The sequence below is a fragment of the Candidatus Dependentiae bacterium genome (genome assembly GCA_020431705.1).
Lineage (GTDB): Bacteria > Babelota > Babeliae > Babelales > Vermiphilaceae > JAGQHQ01.
This window is the reverse complement of record JAGQHQ010000009.1, coordinates 20,867-42,527: the sequence shown is the minus strand read 5'-3', so window position 1 is coordinate 42,527 and position 21,661 is coordinate 20,867. Positions and strand designations below refer to the sequence as shown.

The window sequence follows — 21,661 nt, the reverse complement described above, 5'->3', positions numbered from 1 at the left end:
AAAACGTATAATAAAACTGCATATTTTTTCTAAGCAATTGATTAACTACTTACCTTTTGCCAACGCTGCTGCATAATTAAAATCAAAAAAGTATGTGTGCCATTGCTCATCAGTAGTATTATATTCATTATCACACAAAAAATGATCAATAAGTGCTTCTCTAACTCGTAAAAGTTCTCTTAACCGAGGCCCCTTGTTTTTTGGATCTGCAATAGTAAAATCAAGCAACTCAAGTGCTCGATAAAATGCATCGTTACTCATTTCAAGATCACCTTTATTTTTTAATCGTATACATCTTGAAATATCAGTGCCAACATTTGCTAATTGCTCAAGAAAGGAAAATTTAAACCAGCGACCGCTAGCAAGATTCTTATGTATAATCATTCTGTTACCAAACTGTAAACAATATTTTTTATTTGTTTTTGAATATTATGATTTTCAATTCCGCGCGTTATATTGCCTTGCTTAGGTCGAATGTTAATCATAGAATCAAACTCTATAAAATTTTCATCTTCAATCTTTTTATCAGGATAAAAATTAATCCCCCATAAGTGTTCTTGATTTGAACCACTCTCAAGTAGCATCTGTTCTTCGTCCGAATGCATCTCTGCATCAACAATTATAACCCCTTTTTCGATATCTACCACTGCTTTAACAATATGATTAAACATATTTTTTGACATTTCTTTCAGTTCATTTCGTGAAATTTTTTCTGATATCTGTACTAATTTCATATATTGTTATCCCTTTAAGAATTCTGCAACATTAACGCATGAAATACGTTTTTGATCGCCCGTTATCATATTTTTGACAGTAACTTCTTTTGCCTGTTGCTCATCTGCACCAATAATCAGCGCATATGCCGCACCCATTTTATTTGCTTTTTTCATCATATTTTTTATTGAACCACCATCAAGTATAACCTCGATACACAATCCTTGCGCTCGTAATTGGTCTGCCAACAATAAACCAATCATATGTTGCTCATCATCAAGCGGCATAATTACATATAATGATGGTAATTGTGGCATTGGTAATGTAGATTGAAAAGGTTCAAGCAGTAGTATTAATCGTTCAATACCAATTGCTGCACCAAGTGATGGATAATCCTGTTTTGCACCAATCTGGCCAACTAGTTGATCATATCGTCCACCGCCACAAAAAGCATTTTGTGCACCTAAATTGCTACTGTTAAATTCAAAAACTGTTTTATTGTAATAATCAAGACCGCGTACTAATGTTGGTTGATGAGAATACGAAACAGACAGTAATTCCAAATTATATTGTATATGTCGCCACTCATTTGAACAACTGCTACATAAATGGTCAGTTATATATGGTGTTTGTTGGTATAGAATTTGGCATTGCGTATTTTTACAATCAAATACACGCATTATATTGGTATCTTTACGGTACATACATGTTTTACACAAACTCGTTTGCCCATCAAGAAAATCCTTTAACACGAGTTTATATGCTGTACGATCGTCAAAACATCCCAAAAAATTTACCAGTAATGCATAATTATTAAGCATTAATTTTTCATGAAAAAAGCGATCAAGCATAGTAATAAGTTGGACATCATGTATAACAGTTTCTGCACCAATACTTTCTATATTAATCTGATGAAATTGGCGATATCGTCCTTTTTGTGGCCGTTCATATCTAAAAATTGGCCCCCATGAAAATACGTTCCACGGTGTTTGTTGTATACCATTGTTCACAAATGCACGTACAGTTGCCGCTGTTGCTTCCGGCCTGAGGCATATTGTTTCATCATCTTTGGTTTCAATTAAAAACATTTGTTTACTTACTACATCCGTCTGCATACCAAGCGAACGGACAAAAAGCTGTGTATGCTCTAAAATTGGCGTCGCAATTTCAGTAAAATGGTAAGTCATTAAATGATTTTTTGCTTGATCAACAATAAAATTAAATAATCTCAGGTCTAAAAAATCTTGTGTGCCTTTAACTCGAGTAAACATGCAACATTTCCAATAACATAATATATATGGGGAACATATCAACAATAATAATTCTCATTGTTGCATAAAGATAAAAAAAATGATAGGCCTGAAATATGAAAATGATTGACGAGCGTAAAACAAAAATGTTACAAGAAAACAGTAGTTGAGTAGTGTTGGTTGTATCACCTCATAAGCCCTGAAAAAAGGGAGGAGCGTAATGAAGAAGCATCTCATATTATCCCTACTTTTGAGTATCACCTTACCGGCGATGGCAGTTCGAAGAATCAAAAAATGTGATTCTAGTTGTAAAGCAACTAGTAAAACGTTCTTTTCTATACGTCCACCACATCAAATTGGCTCACCAGAACGTCTTGTACATTTTCGTGACAAACTAGAACAACGCGAAGATGGTTGGGCTGGCACAATTCAAGCAACTGTATTTGGCGGTAAATCAACTCGCACACAACGCCTTGCACAATATTTTATGCCTGAGTGTAGAGATAAACTGATTGTCAGAGAGCAGTTACAAACATTTGATCAAGAAAAAAATGATCCTCAACTTGATATTCTTGCAAATCACCTAAATATTTACACTGCAAATGGAAACTTTGAATCAGAAATTCGCTTTGAGCCAGAGCATAGTTTTATTGGCGTTGGTTTTAATTGGAAACAACGTTTGTATGAGCGTGATAACGGTAAACACTTTTTTGGCTTCGCTTCGTTACCTATTGTACGCGTAAAAAACAAAATAAATTTATGTGAGCGTATTATAGAAGATGGTGGGGGAATTAATGAAACACTTTCTGCAGCATCAGAAACAATCAACAATTTCCCTGTTGTTGCAAATGTAAAACAGGCATTCCGTCAAAAAGCATGGAAGTGTGGCAAAATCGACGATTGCGGATGCGATAATACAGAAACACGTGTTGCTGACATAGAAGTTGGACTTGGCTACCAATTGATTAATGAAGAAATGTGCACACTCGAATCATTTGTCGGTGGCATCATTGCAACTGGCAACCGCCCAGAAGGCACATATGTATTTGAACCAATCGTTGGCCATAATAAACATCATGGTGTATTCTGGGGAAGCAGCATCGGCCTTGAATTATGGCATCATGACAATATGGACAGAAAATTGATGATGTATGTTGATTATAACGGCAGATATATGTTCGAACGTTCTGAGTGCCGCTTGGTTGATGTAAAATGCAAACCATGGTCTCGTTATATGCAACTCTATTGTAACCTTGAGCAAGCAACAGCCGCTTCTACTGCCAATGAAAATGAAGCATTGGTTTCTCACACACCTGGTGTAAATAAATTCTGTCTATGCCTAGATGTAAGTCCGCGTTTTATTCATACATTCAACACGGGTTTTTCATATTATGGCGAGCGCTTTGAAGCAGAGCTTGGATATAATTTTTTCTGCAGATCATCTGAGTGTATAGAACTTGGCTGTACATTCGCTGAAACTGCAGCATTTAAATCTGTAGCCACAGGAGGTGCTGGTCAAACAGACAACGTACAAACTATATGCCGTATTTTTAATAACGTAAACGTTGAACTAATTGAAAACTTTAACGACAATATCATTAAAACTGCTGATCTTGATTTAGAATCTGCGGCACATCCAGGAACAACATTACACACAATATACGGTTCATTTGGTTATCGTTGGGATGATAGAGAATATCCAATTTTTGCCGGCCTTGGTGGTTCATACCAATATTCTCAAGATAATACTGGCATGAGTAAGTGGATGCTTTGGGGTAAAGCTGGTATTTCATTCTAATGCCAATAAATATTGCAATAGTAAATGCAAAAATATCGAGCTTTTGCATAATCAAAAGCTCGTATTATTTAAAAGGGGTATGTTATGAAAAAATATATTGTACCATCACTAATTGTTAGTTTTTTATTATGTTGCATACAATTAACACTTTTTGCCATGTCACCGGCTGTAATTGCTTCAAAACAGCGTGAATTTAGAAAGCACATAGAATCATTGAAAAAGCTAAATGAAGAAGGAGAAGGTAAGAGTACAAAAGCAAATAAAATTAAAAATAGCGCGCAGCAATTAATTAATGAAATGCGGCCATACACAAATGTTAAGTGGATGGAAACGTTACTTGAAGCAGAAAAAAAACAAATAGAAACAATGTTCTATGAAGCCGCTAATAATACACTTAAAGATATAAGCGCACTTTTAGGAAATACTGAAGATAAAGCATCGCCATATTTTTGGGATTTTCATCCTAAAAAAGAAATTCAACTGAAATTTTTTAAAAAATTATCAGATTACTTTGATGATATGATAGTAGGCATTATTAATTTATATGGTATTGATCGTAAAAAAGAAACAGAATGGGCAACTAGAGATGGAAAGAGTGGCTCTGGCGGACTATTTTATTTATTAAATGAACACCATAAAGATTTTATAAATTTTGCAAATATCTTTGGAAAGACAGACAAAACATTTTATAAAAATAATGATACACAAATAAATGTTTTGAATTCTATAAAAGAAAATCTTGCTGATCTGATTTACACCGTTTATTACGGTATTAGAAATCAAGAAAAATTTAGTCTTTTTCAGAACAATATTCTTAAAAAACCCTTTACGAAGTCTAATATAGTAAAAAAATTGGATCAACTTAAAGATAATAATCTAGGTGGTATTTTTTATAATCTGCAGAAGGATTTAAACCATTACAAAAATCTTATGGCGTTTGCTGGCGAAGAAACCGGCGTATTCAATACTACTTTGGCAATTGAAAAAATTAATAACGACGTGAAAACACTAAATAATGCTTACGGACTAAATATCACCGAACCATTCAATGATGACAGATCAAATAGGAAGCATAAAAAAACCATATCTGGGAAACAAGAAGATATGCCATTTGATTTCAATGATATCATTACAGAAGTTTACAACAAATCACTTACTAAAGTAAGCGATACAATAAAAACAGTAGCAACTATTGGTGATATTGACCAGGGCAATAATCCTGAAGAATTTGGGAAAAATATTGTCAAAGCAGTTTTACAGCCAATAAAAGATATTATTATTAATCTGGTTAATTATCAAGATACATTAAAAAATAAATTTAATACATGGGTAAAAGATAATAGCAATGAAAATTCACTAAAAGAAGCCGTATATGAACATCCTCAAACTAAGGATAAAATCCAAAAAGCTCTTGTTAGTATCACTAAATACATAAATAAAATAGACGATCTTAAATTTGAGGAATTAAAATAAAATAAAGATTATATTGTTATCCCAAAGCCAGGGGCATACATGCCCCTGGCTTTTTTTATATACATATATTCCTATACAAAATAATAACCCAGATACAATCTTTTTATGCAAATTATTGTATTCTGTTATAACAATTAATTATCTTGATAAAAACTTTTTGTACCATCAATATTTTCATTAAAAAGGGCATATCTCATGATATATGTAAAAAAATATGTTGCACTATGGATTGTTGCGGGTTTTTTATCATGTTGTGCACAATTAACACTTTTTGCCATGTCACCAGCCGTAATTGCCGCAAAACAGCGTGAATTTAGAAAGCACATAGCTACATTTAAAAAACTTAATGCCAGTGGCAAGGGTATGGATCCACAAGCAGCTGAAGCGAGCGAGAAGGCCAAGAAGGTAATCAATGAAGTACGGCCATACACAGATGTTAAATGGATGGAAATATTACTTGAAACAGAAATAAAAGAAAAAGAAGAAAAATTTCACGAGGATGCTGATTCAGCACTGTGGCATATAGGTGGAATACTAGGACAATTAGAAAATAAACATAATCCATATTTTACTGTCGGAAAACGTGAAACACTTGGCACAAAATTTTTTAAAGAACTCCATACCAAAATTACTAATGATGCAAGGGAATTGCTAACAAAAAAATATGGTATTTCTGAGGTAAAAAAAGAGAATTATTTGACTGGCACAGGTAAGTCGTACCCCGGGGGATTATTTTATCTACTAGATGAACAACATAATAAATTTATAGATTTTGCAAATATTTTTGGACATACAAACAAAAGTTTTTATAAACAAACTGATACACAAATAAGTGTTTTTGATTCCATTAAAAGGGATTTAAGCTATATTATATTTAATATATATTATAGCCCCACAGAAAATAATACGAATCACTTTACAATAGATAAAAACAGTGGTCTATTGTTAACACCAAAACAAGTAAAAGATGTTATAAGTGACTATAATAACCTTCAAAAGTCTGGATTCGGAGGCATTTTTTATCATCTGTATAAAGATTTAGCACATTATAAAAACCTTATGGAATTTGTTGGCCAAAAAAACAAATTATTAAACATTTCTACGGCAATTGAACAAATTAATAATGATGTAAAAACACTAAATAATAATAATGCATTAAATATCTCTATGCCATTCGATGATGACAAATTGAATAGAAAGTATACAACAACTGAGGGAAAACAGATACCATATACTTTCAATGATATCATTACAGAAGTTTACAACAAATCACTTACTAAAGTAGGCGATACAATAAAAGCAGCAGCAACTACTGGTGAAATTGACCGAGGCAATAATCCTGAAAAATTTGGAGAAAATATTGTCAAAGCAGTTTTACAGCCGATAAAAGATATAATAGTTACCTTACTTAAAAATAATGACGAATCCTACTTTAGCAAAGAAACTGGTGGTAATCAAACAAAGAGATTTACCGATAGTTGGATAAAAAAAGATGAAAAAGACAGAACTGACGAAGAATTAAAAAAGATTCTGTATTCATCACGTAGTCAGACTGCTCTCGAAACTGCTTTAGCAAATTTTACCAAGACTATAGATAAAATAGATATGCTCAAATTTACAGAAAAAGATTTTGAAGATAAAAAATAAAACACAAATAGTTGGTTAATCAACTGTTTATATAGATAATCTTTAAATCACATTAATGGGCCTGCTGAATAGCAGGCCCAAAATATATCAGTAGCGCCCATCCAACCCACAAGAATTCTTCTCTCCTTTAAAGTAGCTTAAAAAAGAACAAATCAAGTAAAAAAACTTTGAAATTATATATTTTTATTTTTTATAAATTATTGCAATTTGAGTATCATGTTATATATAATAATAGTAAATAATTCCTAAATTTTAGGATACATTGAAAAATAAAAAAGGGAGCAATAAATGAACAAAAAGCAGTGTATAATCACAATAATGCTAGCAAGTGTAGGCTTAGCGGCACACGCATGTCCAATAAAAGTAAAAAATGACACAAATGTGCCAGTGTATGTGGTAGGCACAGTGCTTGCCGATAAACTTACCGATGTAGCAACTGGCCAGCAAATAAAAAAAATGGCAGAAGAAATGGGTATTAAAAAAAGAGATTATGAAAAAATTCGAGTTGGTGAAACTGATATGATAGGTAATGGAAAAAGTAAAACCTACTTTTTTTATGTACGTGCTGGCAGTAGTAAACAATATATCAGGTTGCATCAATTACAATTTTCTTCATGCATACCACTAAAACAGAAAAAACGCTTTTGGAAAAAAAATGCTGTCAAGATATCGCAACTGAAAGAAGGCCGATTAACTAAGCAACAAGAAAAATATTTCAGATTAACCGATCTTCGTAAACTATTTGGCTATAAATTCACAAAAGCATATTTAGAACTGCAAGAGCAGCTATCCCGTTTTTGGAATGAGCAAATTTCTGAAACAGATAAAACAGAGCCAACAATTGAAGAACTTAATTAATCTTTTTTAGATTAATGACCATCCCCTGACTCTTTGTTAATTTGATAAATGCTCTAAAGCTACTTGGCTCAGATCTTGCAATTATTTATTTTGTTCTACCCGCAACATTTTTTATATTTTTTTCCAGAACCGCATGGGCATGGATCATTACGTCCAGTTTTTGGTTCTTCGCGTTTTTCTTGTGTAGTAGATCCAGAATCACTATTAGTACCATTACTAACAATTAAATTAATCTGCTCCAACTCTTGCTCACGCTTTTGTTCTAATTCATATTGATTAAAACGTTCGATATTGAGATGAAAAATATGATGAATAATATCACGACGTGTATAAAGCATCATATCCTGAAACATAGCAAACGCTTCTCTCTTATACTCAATAAGGGGATTTTTTTGCCCCCAACCACGTAAGCCAATGCCCTCTTTTAAATGATCAAGGTTAAGCATATGCTGCTTCCACGCTTGATCTATTGTTTCAAGCATCAACCATTTTTCTGCATTTTGTATTATCTCGCCTTCTTGTTGAGTACGATATAATGTATATTTTTCTAATAAAAAGTCGGTTACATCTTTTGTTAACTGTTCTATATTTTTATACGAAAAACCAACGCGCTCAAATAACGAACGCTCAAGCCCGGTAATCATATGTAATTCATCATATAATGCATTCATATTATCTTCAGTAACCAAACGTTTTGGACATGTACGCGCAATAATATCTTGTATACCACGTGTAATAAGTTCAGAAACTAATTCGTAAATAAGTTCAGAACCTTCTAAGATCTCACGGCGATATTTATATACAACCGTACGCTGTTGATTGAGCACATCATCATATTCAAGCAAATGTTTACGAATTTCAAAATTATTTTTTTCAACTTTTTCTTGCGCATGTTCAATTGTTTTGGAAACAAAACCAGATTCAATAGTTTCATCTTCTTGCATGCCAAAACGTTCCATATTTTTTTTAAGTGTATCACCTGCAAAAATACGAATTAAATCATCTTCAAGCGAAATATAAAAGCGTGACTCACCGGGATCACCTTGACGACCAGAACGTCCCCGCAACTGATTATCAATTCTCCTACTCTCATGCCGCTCAGTACCCAAAATATATAATCCACCAGCATCTATTGATTCTGGTGCTAATTTAATATCAGTACCACGGCCTGCCATGTTAGTCGCAATGGTGATATGCCCCGACTTTCCTGCATGCTCAACAATATCCGCTTCTCTTTCATGATTTTTTGCGTTCAAAACCTCATGTTTCAAACCACTTGCTGTTAATACATGACTCAACAATTCTGAAGTTTCAACTGCAACTGTACCTACTAAGACTGGTTGACCTTTTTTGTGGCGTTCGGCCACATCCTGTGCAATGGCTTTGTATTTTGCATTTTTAGTTAAAAAAATTAAATCAGGACGGTCATGACGAACTAATGGTCTATTGGTTGGAACAGAAATAACATCAAGTTTATAAATTTTATGAAATTCTTCTGCTTCTGTAGCAGCAGTTCCTGTCATACCTGCTAATTTTGTGTATAGTCTAAAATAGTTCTGTAAAGTAATAGAGGCAAGTGTTTGTGTTTCTTTTTCTATCTGTACGCCTTCTTTTGCTTCAAGCGCTTGGTGCAAACCATCGCTATAACGACGACCTGCTAATACACGACCAGTAAATTCATCAACAATCAATACACGCCCATCAACCACCATATAATCAACATCACGCCTGAAAAGTACATGTGCTTTGAGCGCTTGTACTACGTGATGTAAAATACTCAGATGCTCAATTGCATATAAATTTTTGAGTCGAAATGAACGTTCCACTTTATCGTTGCCAGAATCAGTCAATTGCACCGAACGTGCTTTTTCATCAACCTCGTAATCTACGTCTTTTTGTAAATTACACACTGCTTTATTTGCTGCTAAATATAATTGTGATTCATGCCCAATACCGCCAGAAATAATAAGCGGGGTACGTGCTTCATCAATTAAAATGGAATCAACCTCATCAACAATCGCATAGTTCAAATCACATTGCACATAATCTTCTAAGCGAAACTTCATGTTATCGCGTAAATAATCAAACCCAAGCTCATTGTTAGTTGCGTATACAATATCTGCGTTATATGTTTTTTTTCGTTCAGCATCACCCATTTTATTTTGTAGACAGCCAACTTCTAGCCCTAAAAAATTATACACTGGTGCCATCCAACTCGCATCACGACGTGCTAAATAATCATTAACAGTAACTAAATGTGCACCCTTACCACTCAATGCATTTAAGTAAAGTGGCAATGTTGCTGTTAATGTTTTTCCCTCACCTGTTTTCATTTCTGCAATTTTACCTTGATGCAGCACAATACCACCAATTAATTGTACATCATAATGGCGCTGGCCAAGTTGCCGTTTTGCAACCTCACGTACTACTGCATACGCTTCGGGCAAAATATCATCTAGTTTCTTACCCTGCTGTATGTGCTCTCTAAACTTATTTGTTTTTGCCGAAAGTGCACTATCTTCTAAAGGGCTTAATGTTACTTCTAGCTCATTAATTTTTTGTACCAGTGGCCGCAATTGCCGCAACTGCCGAGCATTGTTAGTTCCTAAAATTTTTGCCAGTAATCCTGCAATCATAGTTACAACCTTTTGTAAAATCTTTGGTAGTAATGAGGATAGCTTTTAATAACCCACCTTGTACACTACTTTACGTGATTATGCAAAAATAATCAAAGCATGTGCATATAAATATAAAAAAAAGCCGGCAGATTAAACATGCCGGCCACACAATGCATGCAAATACAATATATATTATGCATCTTTATTTTTTTGTAACTGTCAGCTTTTCAAAAGGCTTAAGGCCATATGCAATTTTAGCTATTTCAAATAGAGCATTCTTGATATGATCGAATTGATTTATGCCTTTATGGGCATCATAAAGTGCCATTTTAATACTGTCATTAGCTTTTTTTAAATCATTATTTTCCATATTATATATAAATGCATTCCACTGTGCTCGCGAAACGTCATTTAAATCGGCAATTTTTTTTAATAATGCTTCTATCTTTTCACCAATTTTTTTACCATCAACACATCCAGCTTTACCTTTTGCTTCACCCTCTTTCTCACCCATTGCGATGGCATCATTTAAATAGCTCTCAAAAGTTTTATTTGTAGCATAAGTAAGTTTTTTATCTGTAACTGTTTTTTGTATACTACTAAGAGTACTTCTAATATTCGGATCATAATCATCTTTATCAATGCCAATACCAGTTACAAACGAAATCAATGTATTATATTGATTTAAATCTTTATGCAATTGGCCAAAGATAGTGGTATCAACTTTATCATAAAAATAAGAATACTGTTCATAACTATCTTTTGGTAATAAGATTGTTTTGCTCGTTTTACCAAATTCATCTTTAGTGTTTTTTGGATATATCATATGTAATACGTTATGAGTTTCTGAATAAAATGCATCACGCGCAGTGATAAAATTCAGATACGTACCACCTGTTATACTATCTCCATAAATTTGTTGTCCATTAACATCTCCATATACATTCATAAAATCAAAAACATCATTAACAAACCTATCCATCCAATACAGTGCACCGCCTTTTTTGCTAATAGTTAATTCTGAAAATGTATCTACATCTCGATTAGTTATTTTTCCCTTATCTTTCTTTCCACCAAGTATTAGACTATTATTTTCTGATAATCTCGTTTTCTTCTCATCAAAGCTATAAATACGAGCGAGTATATCAAACATATCACGTTGCATCTCATCCTTTAAATGCATGTAATAACTCATATCTATACCACGCAATACATCAGTTTTTGTAGGAATTCCTCTAGTTTTATCCTTAAAGCCAAAAAAATTAGCCAGATGATTGAACTGTGCTGTAGCCTCTTGTTCATATAATTCTTCAGCTATCGTTGATGCTGCTCTGAGACTACTTTCAAATACTGCTATACTTGTATATGGTTTAATCTGATTTAAAATAGCTTGTGCGCTTGTTTTTAGCTTTTTAGCTTCAGATGTTAGGCCCTCACCCTCATTGATTTTTTCTTTATATTTACTCAGCACATTATTAAATTCTTTTACTTTTTTTTGCACCTGGATTGGTGACATAGCAAATACTGACTGTGCAAAAAATGTTGCAAATAAAACTATAAAAAAAAATTTCCCATTCATACTTTTATCCTTTTTTTATATATTTCACTTTTTTTTTAATTCTCTATGCTATTGCACATCAACTAATACTTAAAAGAAAAACAACTTCATACCAACATAGATTTACAAAATTGATGATACTATTACAATAAATCAAAAAAAATTATTGAATTAAATTTACTTGAGACTGACAATCGTCATTTGTCTACCGGCCTTGTTAGCATCACGACGATAAGAAAAAAAATTATTATCACAAGAAGTACATATATTGTACTCAAAGCAAAATGCTTCTTTAGGTACGCCTAAATCTTCCAATTGCAACCTATTAAAACTAGGTAAATCAAATGTATAATTATCATCTTTTTGCTGCAAAACATGATGAGCAAATTCAAAATGTTCTAACTGCTGTATAAAATCTTTTTGCACTTTATAGCAACATTTTTTTATTGATGGACCAAAAAAAATTCGCAACTGCTCAACCTCAGTATTAAACCGCTGTTGCATGTGTTGTATTGTTTTGACTCCAATTTCTGCAATAGAACTTCGCCAACCAGCATGCGCGATAGCTGCAACCGTATTAAGGCGATCATAGAAAATAATAGGTAAACAATCAGCAGTCATAATACCAATACCTGCAAGCGACACATTAGTAATCATATAATCGCCATCAAGAGTAAATGGCACAATTTCTTTAAAATCAGATTCTTTAATTATATAACCCTTTGCACCGTGAACTTGATTTAAAAACATGAGATTGTTTATCCTCATTATCTTTGTAAGCCCACTAAATGGTGGTACAGAAAGCAATTGCTGCTCTTTTGGAAGATTTTGATACCACATAGGGTAGAGCCGATCTTTAGCATTGCCAAAATAAATACGAAAAAAAGAACTATTGTGTAATAACATACGTCATTTATACTATATTTTTACAAACTGCTCATCTTTACACCGCTCAATAATAACATGCATCAATTCTTAATAACCAGCACCCGAGAACTGATTTCTCTTGCTGCTCTTCTACCATCCTTATAATACAATAATTAATTACTTATCTGTACCTCAAACGAAACACAATCTCTAGAAGGTTTTTTATTGTGGTATTGCGTGTGCTTGCATGCATATATACGATTGTACTCTTTCATCTCACGAACTTTTTGTTCCTGTGCACGTGCCTGACGCTCAAGCGCTCTCGCTTTGCGCTCTTCAGCTTCAATACGCTCACGCTCGCGTTTATCTTTTTCATATGCATGCACATCATGATGATAATGGGAATCTGTCAGCACAATCTCTTTTATAGTAATTAAATGTGTATATAGTTGGCGAGCCGCACTTACGCGATCATAATAATTGTGTACCAAATTATGTATCGCACTATCAAGTTGAGCACAGTCATCTTTAATATGACGACTATATTGCAAATACGGATAGGTACTATGAGAAAAATTAGTCAAAATTGCTGCACGAATTTCATATGCACGACCGTAATAATCAAGCGCTTGATTTTCTATCGCACGCAACTCTCGGTCATATTTACCATATAAATCTGACTCTAATTCAAATAATATAAAATAACTTTTGTGATATGCTAAAAATTCTTCCAAAAAAGAAAGGCGTGGCAGTAGATGATTAATGCGTCCAGCAATGCCATCCATCTCTCGCTTAACATAATAAATCTGACTGTCATGCAATGCCTGCTGTTGTAGTTTGTATGCTCGTTCAGTAACTGTTTTAAGATTTGAACGTAATGTACTTAGAGCTTGATTAAGATCACTAATATAATTACCAATATACTGCTCTTCTATTTTTGCTGTCCCAATCTCATACAAAAGATTTTCGTTTGCCGATCTAACAGATCTTCCCGCGTTATACCATGATTCTAAAATAGCCATAAGTGACTGATAGCGATTATGTGCGCTATCATATGCACGATGTGCTTCATCTAAAATTTGTTGATCAGTTTTAGAAAACAACCAACTACCAAATTTATACAATCCATAACAACCGGCGGCTACCGCGCCACCAATGAGACTAACCTTAGCGGTATCAGCGATAACATCGTCATCGTAATAAGAAGCACGCGATAAACCTGGTGCGGCTATTATAAGACCAAACAAACCTATTAGTACGACTTTTCTGATATTCATATATATACCCCACCTGAGCCACATTTTGTAGCGCCCGGATTTTTTTAGAAAAATGTATCACACCTACAACTAACTCATTGATATTATACAGCTGTGATAATAAAAACTCAAAAGGGTGCCAAGCCAACAGTGGAGCCTATCGCACTGGTCAGTCATGGCACAGTATGTATACAACTACAAACAAGTACAGAGGCAAAGATAATATCTCATACAGATTTCTATATTAAAAATGTTTCAATAAGAAATTTAGAGGATAAAAACCCTTGCAAAAAAATAGATATCTAGTACGTTGACTAATAGTATATATAAACTATCAAAATAACTATTTGTGGACTTAATTATCGTATCAACAACCACAAAGCAAGTAGGAGGCAGAGATGGTAAAAACACATCACAAATATATTTTTTTATCGCTGCTTATTCTTTCTTTTGCTGTGCACAAAACATATACTACGGATCTACACATTGCCAATCCAAAACCAAAAGTAGTAACTGTTTCAGTCAAGCCGCTTGATGAACTTAAACTTTATAATAATACTGCATTTAGTATAACGATTGTTGTGCATGACGCTAACAACGAAAACATTACTTATCAAGTAAGTCTCGCACCAAATGAAACTTTTTATAAAAATGCTCGTTGCCACACAACGGGTAATAAAAAAAAGCTAGCAAAGTTACTCATTTTTGATGTCGGTAAGCAAAATACACGGATGATATTGTATCCAATGCGCACCACATTTAATGATGAATCATGGCATTCTGTTACGGTTAAAGTCAGCGAAATTTTCAACAAATAACTATTGTTAACAATTCTATACACAAGACAAGCGGGCATATAAGTCCCGCTTGTTCTTAGAAGTAATGAAGCATCTATGATATTTTTTTCTCTTTTTGCTCTTTTTCTCTTAAAAATGTTGGTATATCAAGGTCTTGCTTATAAGTCGATACAGCAATCTTCGCGTCAAAATCTACTTCTTTAGCTTCATCTTTGGCAAGTAATGCCCTAATTTGTGCATCTTCTTCTTCTTCTGAAAGATCGATCAAGTCTTTTTCTTCAATTTTTGGTGTTGCTACGTCGGTTTTTTTTTCTGCTTGAATCGTCGTTTGAGCAACTTCAATCACAGGAACTTCAGACACATTATTTTTATGTTCTACTGTTGGTACAGCTGCATAAACTGTTTCAACATGCCTATCTTCTATTTTTTTGACATATGTTGGCTGTACACAAACTTGTACCTGTTCTGATAATGTTCTTGTTCGCTCTAAATCAGTTGTACATTTAGAAATAACGGGTACTTCATCAGGAACTAGACATTCAAAACCTGTAGCAATAATAGTTACCGAAACATCATCCTGCATAGTATCATCAATGACTGAACCAATAATAATTTGTGCATCCTCATCAACTTGATCATATACAACGCTAGCAGCAGCACTAACTTCTTGCAATCCCAAACTTGGTCCACCAGTAATATTGAGCAACACACCATGTGCACCTGCGATACTCATATTTTCTAACAATGGAGATGAAATTGCTTTTAATGCTGCTTCTTGTGCTCGATTTTCTCCAGTAGCGCTGGCAGTACCCATTACTGCAAGACCTTGAGATTTCATAATATTACGTACATCTGCAAAATCAACATTGATATAACCAGATTTGGTAATAATATCAGAAATTCCTTTTACTGATTGTGCAAATAAATCATTAATTAAAGCGAATGCATCGGGCATAGACATTTTGCGATCTGCAATATCAAGAAGCTTTTGATTTGGAATAATGATAAGCGTATCTACTGTTTTTTTTAATCTTGAAATTGCATCATCAGCAATATGTTGGCGTTTTTTACCCTCGAAAATAAATGGTTTTGTCACAATTGCAATTGAAAGAATACCCTTTTCTTTAAGTGCATGCGCAATAACAGGCAGCGCACCAGAACCAGTACCTCCACCCATACCGGCAGTCAAGAATACAATATCAGCACCCTTAATTTCTTCCATTACCTTATCAATATCTTCTTCTGCTGCCCGTTTGCCAAGCTCAGGATCGGCACCAGTGCCAAGACCACGCGTTGACTTAATACCCAGCTGAATTTTTTTCTCTGCAAAAGAAGCTTCTAATGCTTGTGCATCGGTATTAGCAACAATACACCCAATTGATTGATGACAAATATCAATAATATTATTAACTGTATTACCCCCAGCACCACCAACACCAATTACTTTTATTGACGCCATCGGCACTGAACTTTTTGTTTCTTCTTGTTCAAGTTCAATCATTACCCACTCCTTGTTTTTTCATATATGCGTATTATAGACGTATTACCCCTCATATTTTTTTACACTAAAAAGAACATCCTTAGTTGCTTCAGAGCAAGTCTACCTAAATCGTACAGCCGATAACAATTGTTTGAAGAAAATCAAGAAAATGCTTATACTACTGTAAAGACTTAATAAAAAAAGATACAGTACATAAATCAATAAGGAATTTGATCTTGAAAAAACTATTTCTCTCTCTTGTTATTTATACCGTTTTAGTTAGTAATAGTACGCTATGCGAAAAAAACAATAATAATTTTGAAAACACAGAACAGAACGAAGAAGAGTTAACCATTTTTGAAATAATAGAAGATACAATAGCTCAATTAGTTCGTGCCTATGAAGGAAATGAGCTTAATGACTATGAAACACATAAAAAATCACTAGAAAAATTATTTGATAAACTTAAAAAAAATAACGACAAAGTTATTCTAGAAAAAAATTTTAGGAATATATTAAGAGCTGTATCAAGAGTAGCTGATGATGAATTAAATCAAGATTTCATTTCTTCTTTCAAGCATTTTCAAGTTATAGAAAAAGATAGCACAGCTATACTTTTAAATAAAAATGTTCTCAATAAATGGCTCAGAAATGGAGTTCGTGTTTGTGCAATAACAAAAGATTGCGAAGAAATGAACGTCAATGGAGTAAAATGCAGACGAGCGCTCAGAGCTATGGATAATTTGCTGACACAATATGAAAAATATGGAAATGATGCTTATGCATTTTTCAAAGAAGAAAAAGATGGCCTTTTCTTTCACATAAAAAATGAGAATGATAATAATAATTAAAAAAAGTCAGAAACCCACGATTTCATTTGCATAAAAATTCTTTGTACAAGTGGACCATCAATGTTATTAATACGATTGTCTGCGTATTTTTTAAGTACATGTATCAATAAACCATATCCTGTTGCATAAATAGGGCTTTCAAGTGATTGAGGCAAATCATATTCAATACGTGGTATACCAATACGTACGGGAACATCAAAAATTTCTTGCGCAAGTTCCTTCATACCATTTAGTAACGAACCACCGCCAGTCAGCACGAGCCCGGCTGTCATAAATTTTTGTAATTTTTTTTGTATAATTTCTCGGCGTACAATAGCAAGCAACTCATTTGCACGTGGATATAACACACGAGCAATATCATATTGATTAATATGTTGTGTATCAGCAACATCAATTGATTCAACTATAATTTCTTCATTATTTTTATTTACTCGTGCCAAGGCAGTATCAAAAGGCGATATAACACACCCATATTCTTTTTTAATACGTTCTGCCTCAGCACGAGAAATTCTCATGCCAATTGCTAAATCGTTAGTAAAATGTTGACCAGCTACCGGTAATACCATAGTATGCCGAATATTTCCACGCTGATACAGTGCTAAATCTGCCGTGCCACCACCAATATCAATCATAGCAACACCTAGCTCTTTTTCATCATTACTCAGTACCGCATCAGCAGAAGCCAACTGTTCTAAAACAATATCTTTAACTGAAATGCCTGCAGCTTCGCAACATGTAATAAGATTTTGCACACATGAAACACTTCCCATAATAATATGAGCTTGCACTTGTAGTCTCACACCATGCAAATTACATGGATTATAGACAGGATCTTGATCATCAATTATAAAATATTGTGGCAGGACATGTAAAATTTTTTGCCCTTCAGAAACGGGAATTGCTTTTGCTGTTTCTATTACCTGCTTTATATCATATGGCCGCACTTGACCATATTTAAGCGGAATCATACCCTGAGAATTCATAGAGCTAATGTGAGCGCCAGAAATACCAATATATGCAGATTCAACTTGTATACCAGCCATTAATTCTGCTTCTTGTACAGCAGTTTTTATTGAACGAATAGTATCAGCAACATCAACAACAACTCCTTTACGTAAACCATATGATGGTGCTTTACCAATGCCAAGTATCTCAACACGCTTTCCATCTAGTTGTTGCGCTATCAATACTGAAATTTTTGTAGTTCCAATATCTATCGAAGTAATGATGCGATCAGCTAGTACACGTGCCATTTTTTACTCCCCTTCCGCCATCGCTAAGGCTATGGCAAGACTTCAATTCATTTTTTCGAGAGACAATGATGTGATTCTTAAAGCGTACATCTGCTATCCAGCTATACTGGGCATACAAAAATGCACCTTGATCTATTAATTTACTTTTTATGCACGCTATTTTTTTTTCTAGTTGCTCGATGATATTTTGTTGAGCAGAACTTAAAAGCACAAAACGCTTTTCTTTTTTATCTTGCAACCATACATGAAATTCATCGGCCCATGTTATATTATATTTTTTAAGCAAAGGTACTGGTATATTCTTGAGCCAACTAAAAAAAAGAGTTGATGCGCGTGAACCAGAAGTACGTTGCAGAGTTGGCAGTGCTTGTACCAAATCATCATCAAAAAAATAACTTCTGACGCGTACCCCATCGGCATCAACAATCCATTTATCATTTATTCGCACCTTAGGTGTAATACTTTCTACTTTTATTGTCACAACACCAGTAGTGTCTTGACACATAGTTAAACTTTTTATAACCGGGAATTGTTTTTGTATCTTAGCAGAAAATGATGAAAAATTATTATAATCTTGATTGTGAGAATAACGAATAATACTTTTTTGTGCTAAATCAGAAAGACGCTCATCAAAATACCAACGAGCATTTAACACAGAAAAAACTGCTCTGCATACTTTATGCATGCCAAAAATAGCTAGAAGAGTAAAAAAAGAAAAGAAGACAACCTTTTTGCTAAGCTTAAAGCGCTTCATATTTCCCCCTAAAAAAACAGTACCCATTATTTTATTTCTACCTCTTTTAAAGGAGAATAGTCAATAATTTTAATAGATCGCTTATTATTTAAGATGAAAAAAGCTTACCATTTCTGGTGAGCTTTTTTCATCTTAAATAATAAGACACTGCTTAAAGTAGGTATAATTTCGATTTTTTATGTATCTTTTTTACTGTCGTCTTTGTCTTGAATACTCTTTATTTTTTCAAAATCCCAGGCTGGATCTAAACCTTCAAGTTTTTTTGATAGATTAGCACTAATATTTAACTTACAAACAAAAGATAGACTGTTAATTTTATCTTGTTTTAATGTATCAGCTTTTGCAACAAACTTATCTGCCATTTCTTTAACACTAATAACGTTAGGTGCATAACTCAAATTACCTGTAGTTCCAACACTATCATGCTTTTGTAGCTCTTGCTCTTTAGACTCTTTCACCACAAGTAACCAATCTTTAAATAATTCAATTTCATTGGGTGAATCAAGATGTTCATTATACTCGAAGAAGTCTTTATGTGATTCCCAAAAAACATCAACTATGTTGCTTCGATCAGGAATCTTAGAACTCTTAGTCAAAAGAATATTTGAAGATTTTTTGCCGTTCATGCTAAAAATAGTTGCTGGTACAAGCAAGAAACTCATACAAAAAAATAAAATACTCATCATAATTTTTTCCTTAATAAAAACAAAAGTTTACATTATTTTTCTAACAGGAAAGAATTGTAATGACCTTGACAAAAAAAGCAATAAAAAAGTAATTTTTACGAATTAGAGATAAAAAAAAGTAAGATACCCGCAGCAACTGATGCATTATAAGAAATATCAGGAGTTCGCTGAGGTAGGGTTATTTGCATGCCATATTTGAATATAGTGTGTGTAATACCAAAACCTTCGCCACCAATTACTAGGCATAACGGCTTTTTATATTCTTGCTTGGTCGCATCAACTCCATTAAGCGTTGCCAAATAGATGTTGTAACCAGCATCGTTAAGAAGTTGGGCTGCAGCTTGTGCTGATGGTGCAACAAATAAGTCTAAGTGCTCAGATAATCCAGCTGAAGATTTTATCGCAGCAGCATTAAGCGGCGCACTACCACGCTTAGTAATAATAACACCATCAATACCTGTACAATATGCAGAACGTAAAATAGCACCTAAATTGCGCGGATCTTGAATTCCATCAAGCATAAGTAGTAATGGCTGTTTTTTTGGATCGAAAAATTTTTTGCGAATAACAAGAGAACCAACCCATGCAATAATTCGCTGATGATCTTTTGTTTCGGCCATTTTATCTAACACCTGAGGCAAAACATATTGAATAGACACTCCACGAGCAGGCAAATATTTTTCTACCTCACACCAGATTTTTGGCACAGGTTTAGTTGTATAAATGCTAATAATTTTTCTTTTTTTTGCCTTAAGTGCTTCAATAAGAGGATGAGCTCCATAAATAAGTTGCCCTACAGGCTGATTCTTCTGTTGTTTCATGCTTCTTATTATGCCATATAAACAAAGTTTTTACAAAAAATAGCATCCTTAAAAACCTTAATGGTCTTGCCAAGAGGGTAGGGGCTGTTGCGTAGTAACAAGAGCTTACGGTATATTATATTGTATAAATTATTGTTGTATAAAAATAATGCGCCCGCATATGCGAACGCATAAACCTTTTAATCTTAGGAGCACATATGAATAGATATAAAAAGCTTATAGCTCTCTTACTGTGCTACACCAGCGTAGTACCATTTACATATACATATAACGATTTTTTTGATGAAATAGATAACATGTTTGATCATCAGCAACGCAAAATGAAAAAGCATATGAAAAAAATGGATGAAACGTTCAAAAAATCTTTAAAAGAGAAGCCAAACAAAAACGTGAACATCTTTATGCAAGAGAAAGACAGTAATGTTGTAGTAACCCTCAATAATATTGAAGTAAAAGATCAAACATTTGATGCAGAATTTAATAATCGTGCACAAACTCTCATTATTACCACACCAGCAGGGACAATGAAAATTGCTGCTCGTGATAACTTCTTATCAGTACAGTTTAGTTATGAGCAGCATAAAGAAACAAAAAAAGATACCGAGCATGGTGTTTACATGTCATCTGGTGCATCACAAATTGGTAAAACATTAAGCGGGCACACGCGATTGGCTGATGCACGTATTAATTATAATGCAGAAACTAAAACACTGACTGTTATTATTCCATTAGAAAAAGCAGAAAAAGAAAAAAATCCTATAACAAAAATACCAGTACATGTTAAATAAAGTACAGTACAAATACACAAATTGTAGTGTATCAATAACAATAGCATGGTAATTATAGCGTACCAAAGTCGGAGCATATGCTCCGACTTTTTTTTTAAAAAATAAAAATCTTATAGCACTTGATATGGTACACACTATTGATAGTTTTAATTCACGAGAAGTAACTGTACGATTAAATCCAAGTATTAAGCA

Annotated in this window: 19 protein-coding genes; 7 read left to right on the top strand and 12 right to left on the bottom strand. The window is 33.7% G+C overall.

Annotated features, from left to right (window positions below):
• Positions 1 to 45: 45 nt before the first annotated feature.
• The 3 genes from KC460_03470 to KC460_03460 are packed head-to-tail and all read right to left on the bottom strand — an operon-like array spanning position 46 to position 1,985.
• The gene (locus KC460_03470; GenBank protein ID MCA9770404.1) at positions 46 to 384 is read right to left on the bottom strand and encodes a hypothetical protein; all 339 of its coding nucleotides are present in this window, start codon (positions 382 to 384) and stop codon (positions 46 to 48) included.
• The gene (locus tag KC460_03465; protein ID MCA9770403.1) at positions 381 to 683 is read right to left on the bottom strand and encodes a hypothetical protein; all 303 of its coding nucleotides are present in this window, start codon (positions 681 to 683) and stop codon (positions 381 to 383) included. The genes KC460_03470 and KC460_03465 overlap by 4 nt, the downstream gene beginning before the upstream one ends.
• Positions 684 to 740: 57 nt before the next feature.
• Entirely contained in the window at positions 741 to 1,985 is a 1,245-nt protein-coding gene (locus KC460_03460; GenBank protein MCA9770402.1) for a histidine--tRNA ligase, read from the bottom strand.
• Between the two features lie 199 nt (positions 1,986 to 2,184).
• On the opposite strand from KC460_03460, the gene KC460_03455 reads away from it, so the two are divergent.
• The 4 genes from KC460_03455 to KC460_03440 all read left to right on the top strand — a co-directional run bounded on the left by KC460_03455 (position 2,185) and on the right by KC460_03440 (position 7,740).
• Positions 2,185 to 3,762, top strand: a complete 1,578-nt coding sequence (locus KC460_03455; protein MCA9770401.1) for a hypothetical protein — start codon at positions 2,185 to 2,187, stop codon at positions 3,760 to 3,762.
• Between the two features lie 84 nt (positions 3,763 to 3,846).
• Entirely contained in the window at positions 3,847 to 5,235 is a 1,389-nt protein-coding gene (locus KC460_03450) for a hypothetical protein (GenBank protein MCA9770400.1), read from the top strand.
• A gap of 195 nt (positions 5,236 to 5,430) precedes the next feature.
• Positions 5,431 to 6,882 carry a hypothetical protein gene (locus KC460_03445; protein ID MCA9770399.1) on the top strand — a complete coding sequence of 484 codons (1,452 nt, stop codon included), beginning with the start codon at positions 5,431 to 5,433 and terminating at the stop codon, positions 6,880 to 6,882.
• 288 nt (positions 6,883 to 7,170) lie between these two features.
• Positions 7,171 to 7,740, top strand: coding sequence for a hypothetical protein (locus KC460_03440; protein MCA9770398.1), 570 nt, complete (start codon positions 7,171 to 7,173; stop codon positions 7,738 to 7,740).
• A 95-nt stretch (positions 7,741 to 7,835) separates the two neighbouring features.
• On the opposite strand, the gene secA is transcribed toward KC460_03440, so the two are convergent.
• The 4 genes from secA to KC460_03420 form a co-directional block, all read right to left on the bottom strand.
• A complete protein-coding gene (gene secA / locus KC460_03435; GenBank protein MCA9770397.1) occupies positions 7,836 to 10,373 on the bottom strand; it encodes a preprotein translocase subunit SecA in 2,538 nt (845 codons plus the stop codon).
• A 187-nt stretch (positions 10,374 to 10,560) separates the two neighbouring features.
• Positions 10,561 to 11,937, bottom strand: a complete 1,377-nt coding sequence (locus KC460_03430) for a hypothetical protein (GenBank protein ID MCA9770396.1) — start codon at positions 11,935 to 11,937, stop codon at positions 10,561 to 10,563.
• A gap of 156 nt (positions 11,938 to 12,093) precedes the next feature.
• Complete coding sequence (pgeF, locus tag KC460_03425) at positions 12,094 to 12,822, bottom strand: peptidoglycan editing factor PgeF (GenBank protein ID MCA9770395.1); 729 nt, start codon at positions 12,820 to 12,822, stop codon at positions 12,094 to 12,096.
• 134 nt (positions 12,823 to 12,956) lie between these two features.
• Complete coding sequence (locus KC460_03420) at positions 12,957 to 14,060, bottom strand: hypothetical protein (GenBank protein MCA9770394.1); 1,104 nt, start codon at positions 14,058 to 14,060, stop codon at positions 12,957 to 12,959.
• 377 nt (positions 14,061 to 14,437) lie between these two features.
• Here KC460_03420 and KC460_03415 point away from each other — a divergent pair, with 377 nt between their 5' ends.
• On the top strand, positions 14,438 to 14,857 hold the full coding sequence (locus KC460_03415; protein ID MCA9770393.1) for a hypothetical protein: 420 nt from the start codon (positions 14,438 to 14,440) through the stop codon (positions 14,855 to 14,857).
• 73 nt (positions 14,858 to 14,930) lie between these two features.
• Here the strand turns inward: KC460_03415 and ftsZ are convergent, their stop codons facing one another.
• Complete coding sequence (gene ftsZ / locus KC460_03410) at positions 14,931 to 16,337, bottom strand: cell division protein FtsZ (GenBank protein ID MCA9770392.1); 1,407 nt, start codon at positions 16,335 to 16,337, stop codon at positions 14,931 to 14,933.
• Positions 16,338 to 16,552: 215 nt separating this feature from the next.
• Here ftsZ and KC460_03405 point away from each other — a divergent pair, with 215 nt between their 5' ends.
• Complete coding sequence (locus KC460_03405) at positions 16,553 to 17,167, top strand: hypothetical protein (protein MCA9770391.1); 615 nt, start codon at positions 16,553 to 16,555, stop codon at positions 17,165 to 17,167.
• Here the strand turns inward: KC460_03405 and ftsA are convergent.
• The 4 genes from ftsA to KC460_03385 form a co-directional block, all read right to left on the bottom strand.
• Positions 17,164 to 18,420, bottom strand: coding sequence for a cell division protein FtsA (gene ftsA, locus KC460_03400; protein ID MCA9770390.1), 1,257 nt, complete (start codon positions 18,418 to 18,420; stop codon positions 17,164 to 17,166). The two genes, KC460_03405 and ftsA, sit on opposite strands and share 4 nt — an antisense overlap.
• On the bottom strand, positions 18,401 to 19,174 hold the full coding sequence (locus tag KC460_03395) for a hypothetical protein (protein MCA9770389.1): 774 nt from the start codon (positions 19,172 to 19,174) through the stop codon (positions 18,401 to 18,403). The genes ftsA and KC460_03395 overlap by 20 nt, the downstream gene beginning before the upstream one ends.
• A gap of 176 nt (positions 19,175 to 19,350) precedes the next feature.
• Entirely contained in the window at positions 19,351 to 19,860 is a 510-nt protein-coding gene (locus tag KC460_03390; protein ID MCA9770388.1) for a hypothetical protein, read from the bottom strand.
• 95 nt (positions 19,861 to 19,955) lie between these two features.
• Positions 19,956 to 20,681 carry an RNA methyltransferase gene (locus KC460_03385; GenBank protein MCA9770387.1) on the bottom strand — a complete coding sequence of 242 codons (726 nt, stop codon included), beginning with the start codon at positions 20,679 to 20,681 and terminating at the stop codon, positions 19,956 to 19,958.
• A 197-nt stretch (positions 20,682 to 20,878) separates the two neighbouring features.
• On the opposite strand from KC460_03385, the gene KC460_03380 reads away from it, so the two are divergent.
• A complete protein-coding gene (locus KC460_03380) occupies positions 20,879 to 21,469 on the top strand; it encodes a hypothetical protein (protein MCA9770386.1) in 591 nt (196 codons plus the stop codon).
• Positions 21,470 to 21,661 lie beyond the last annotated feature (192 nt).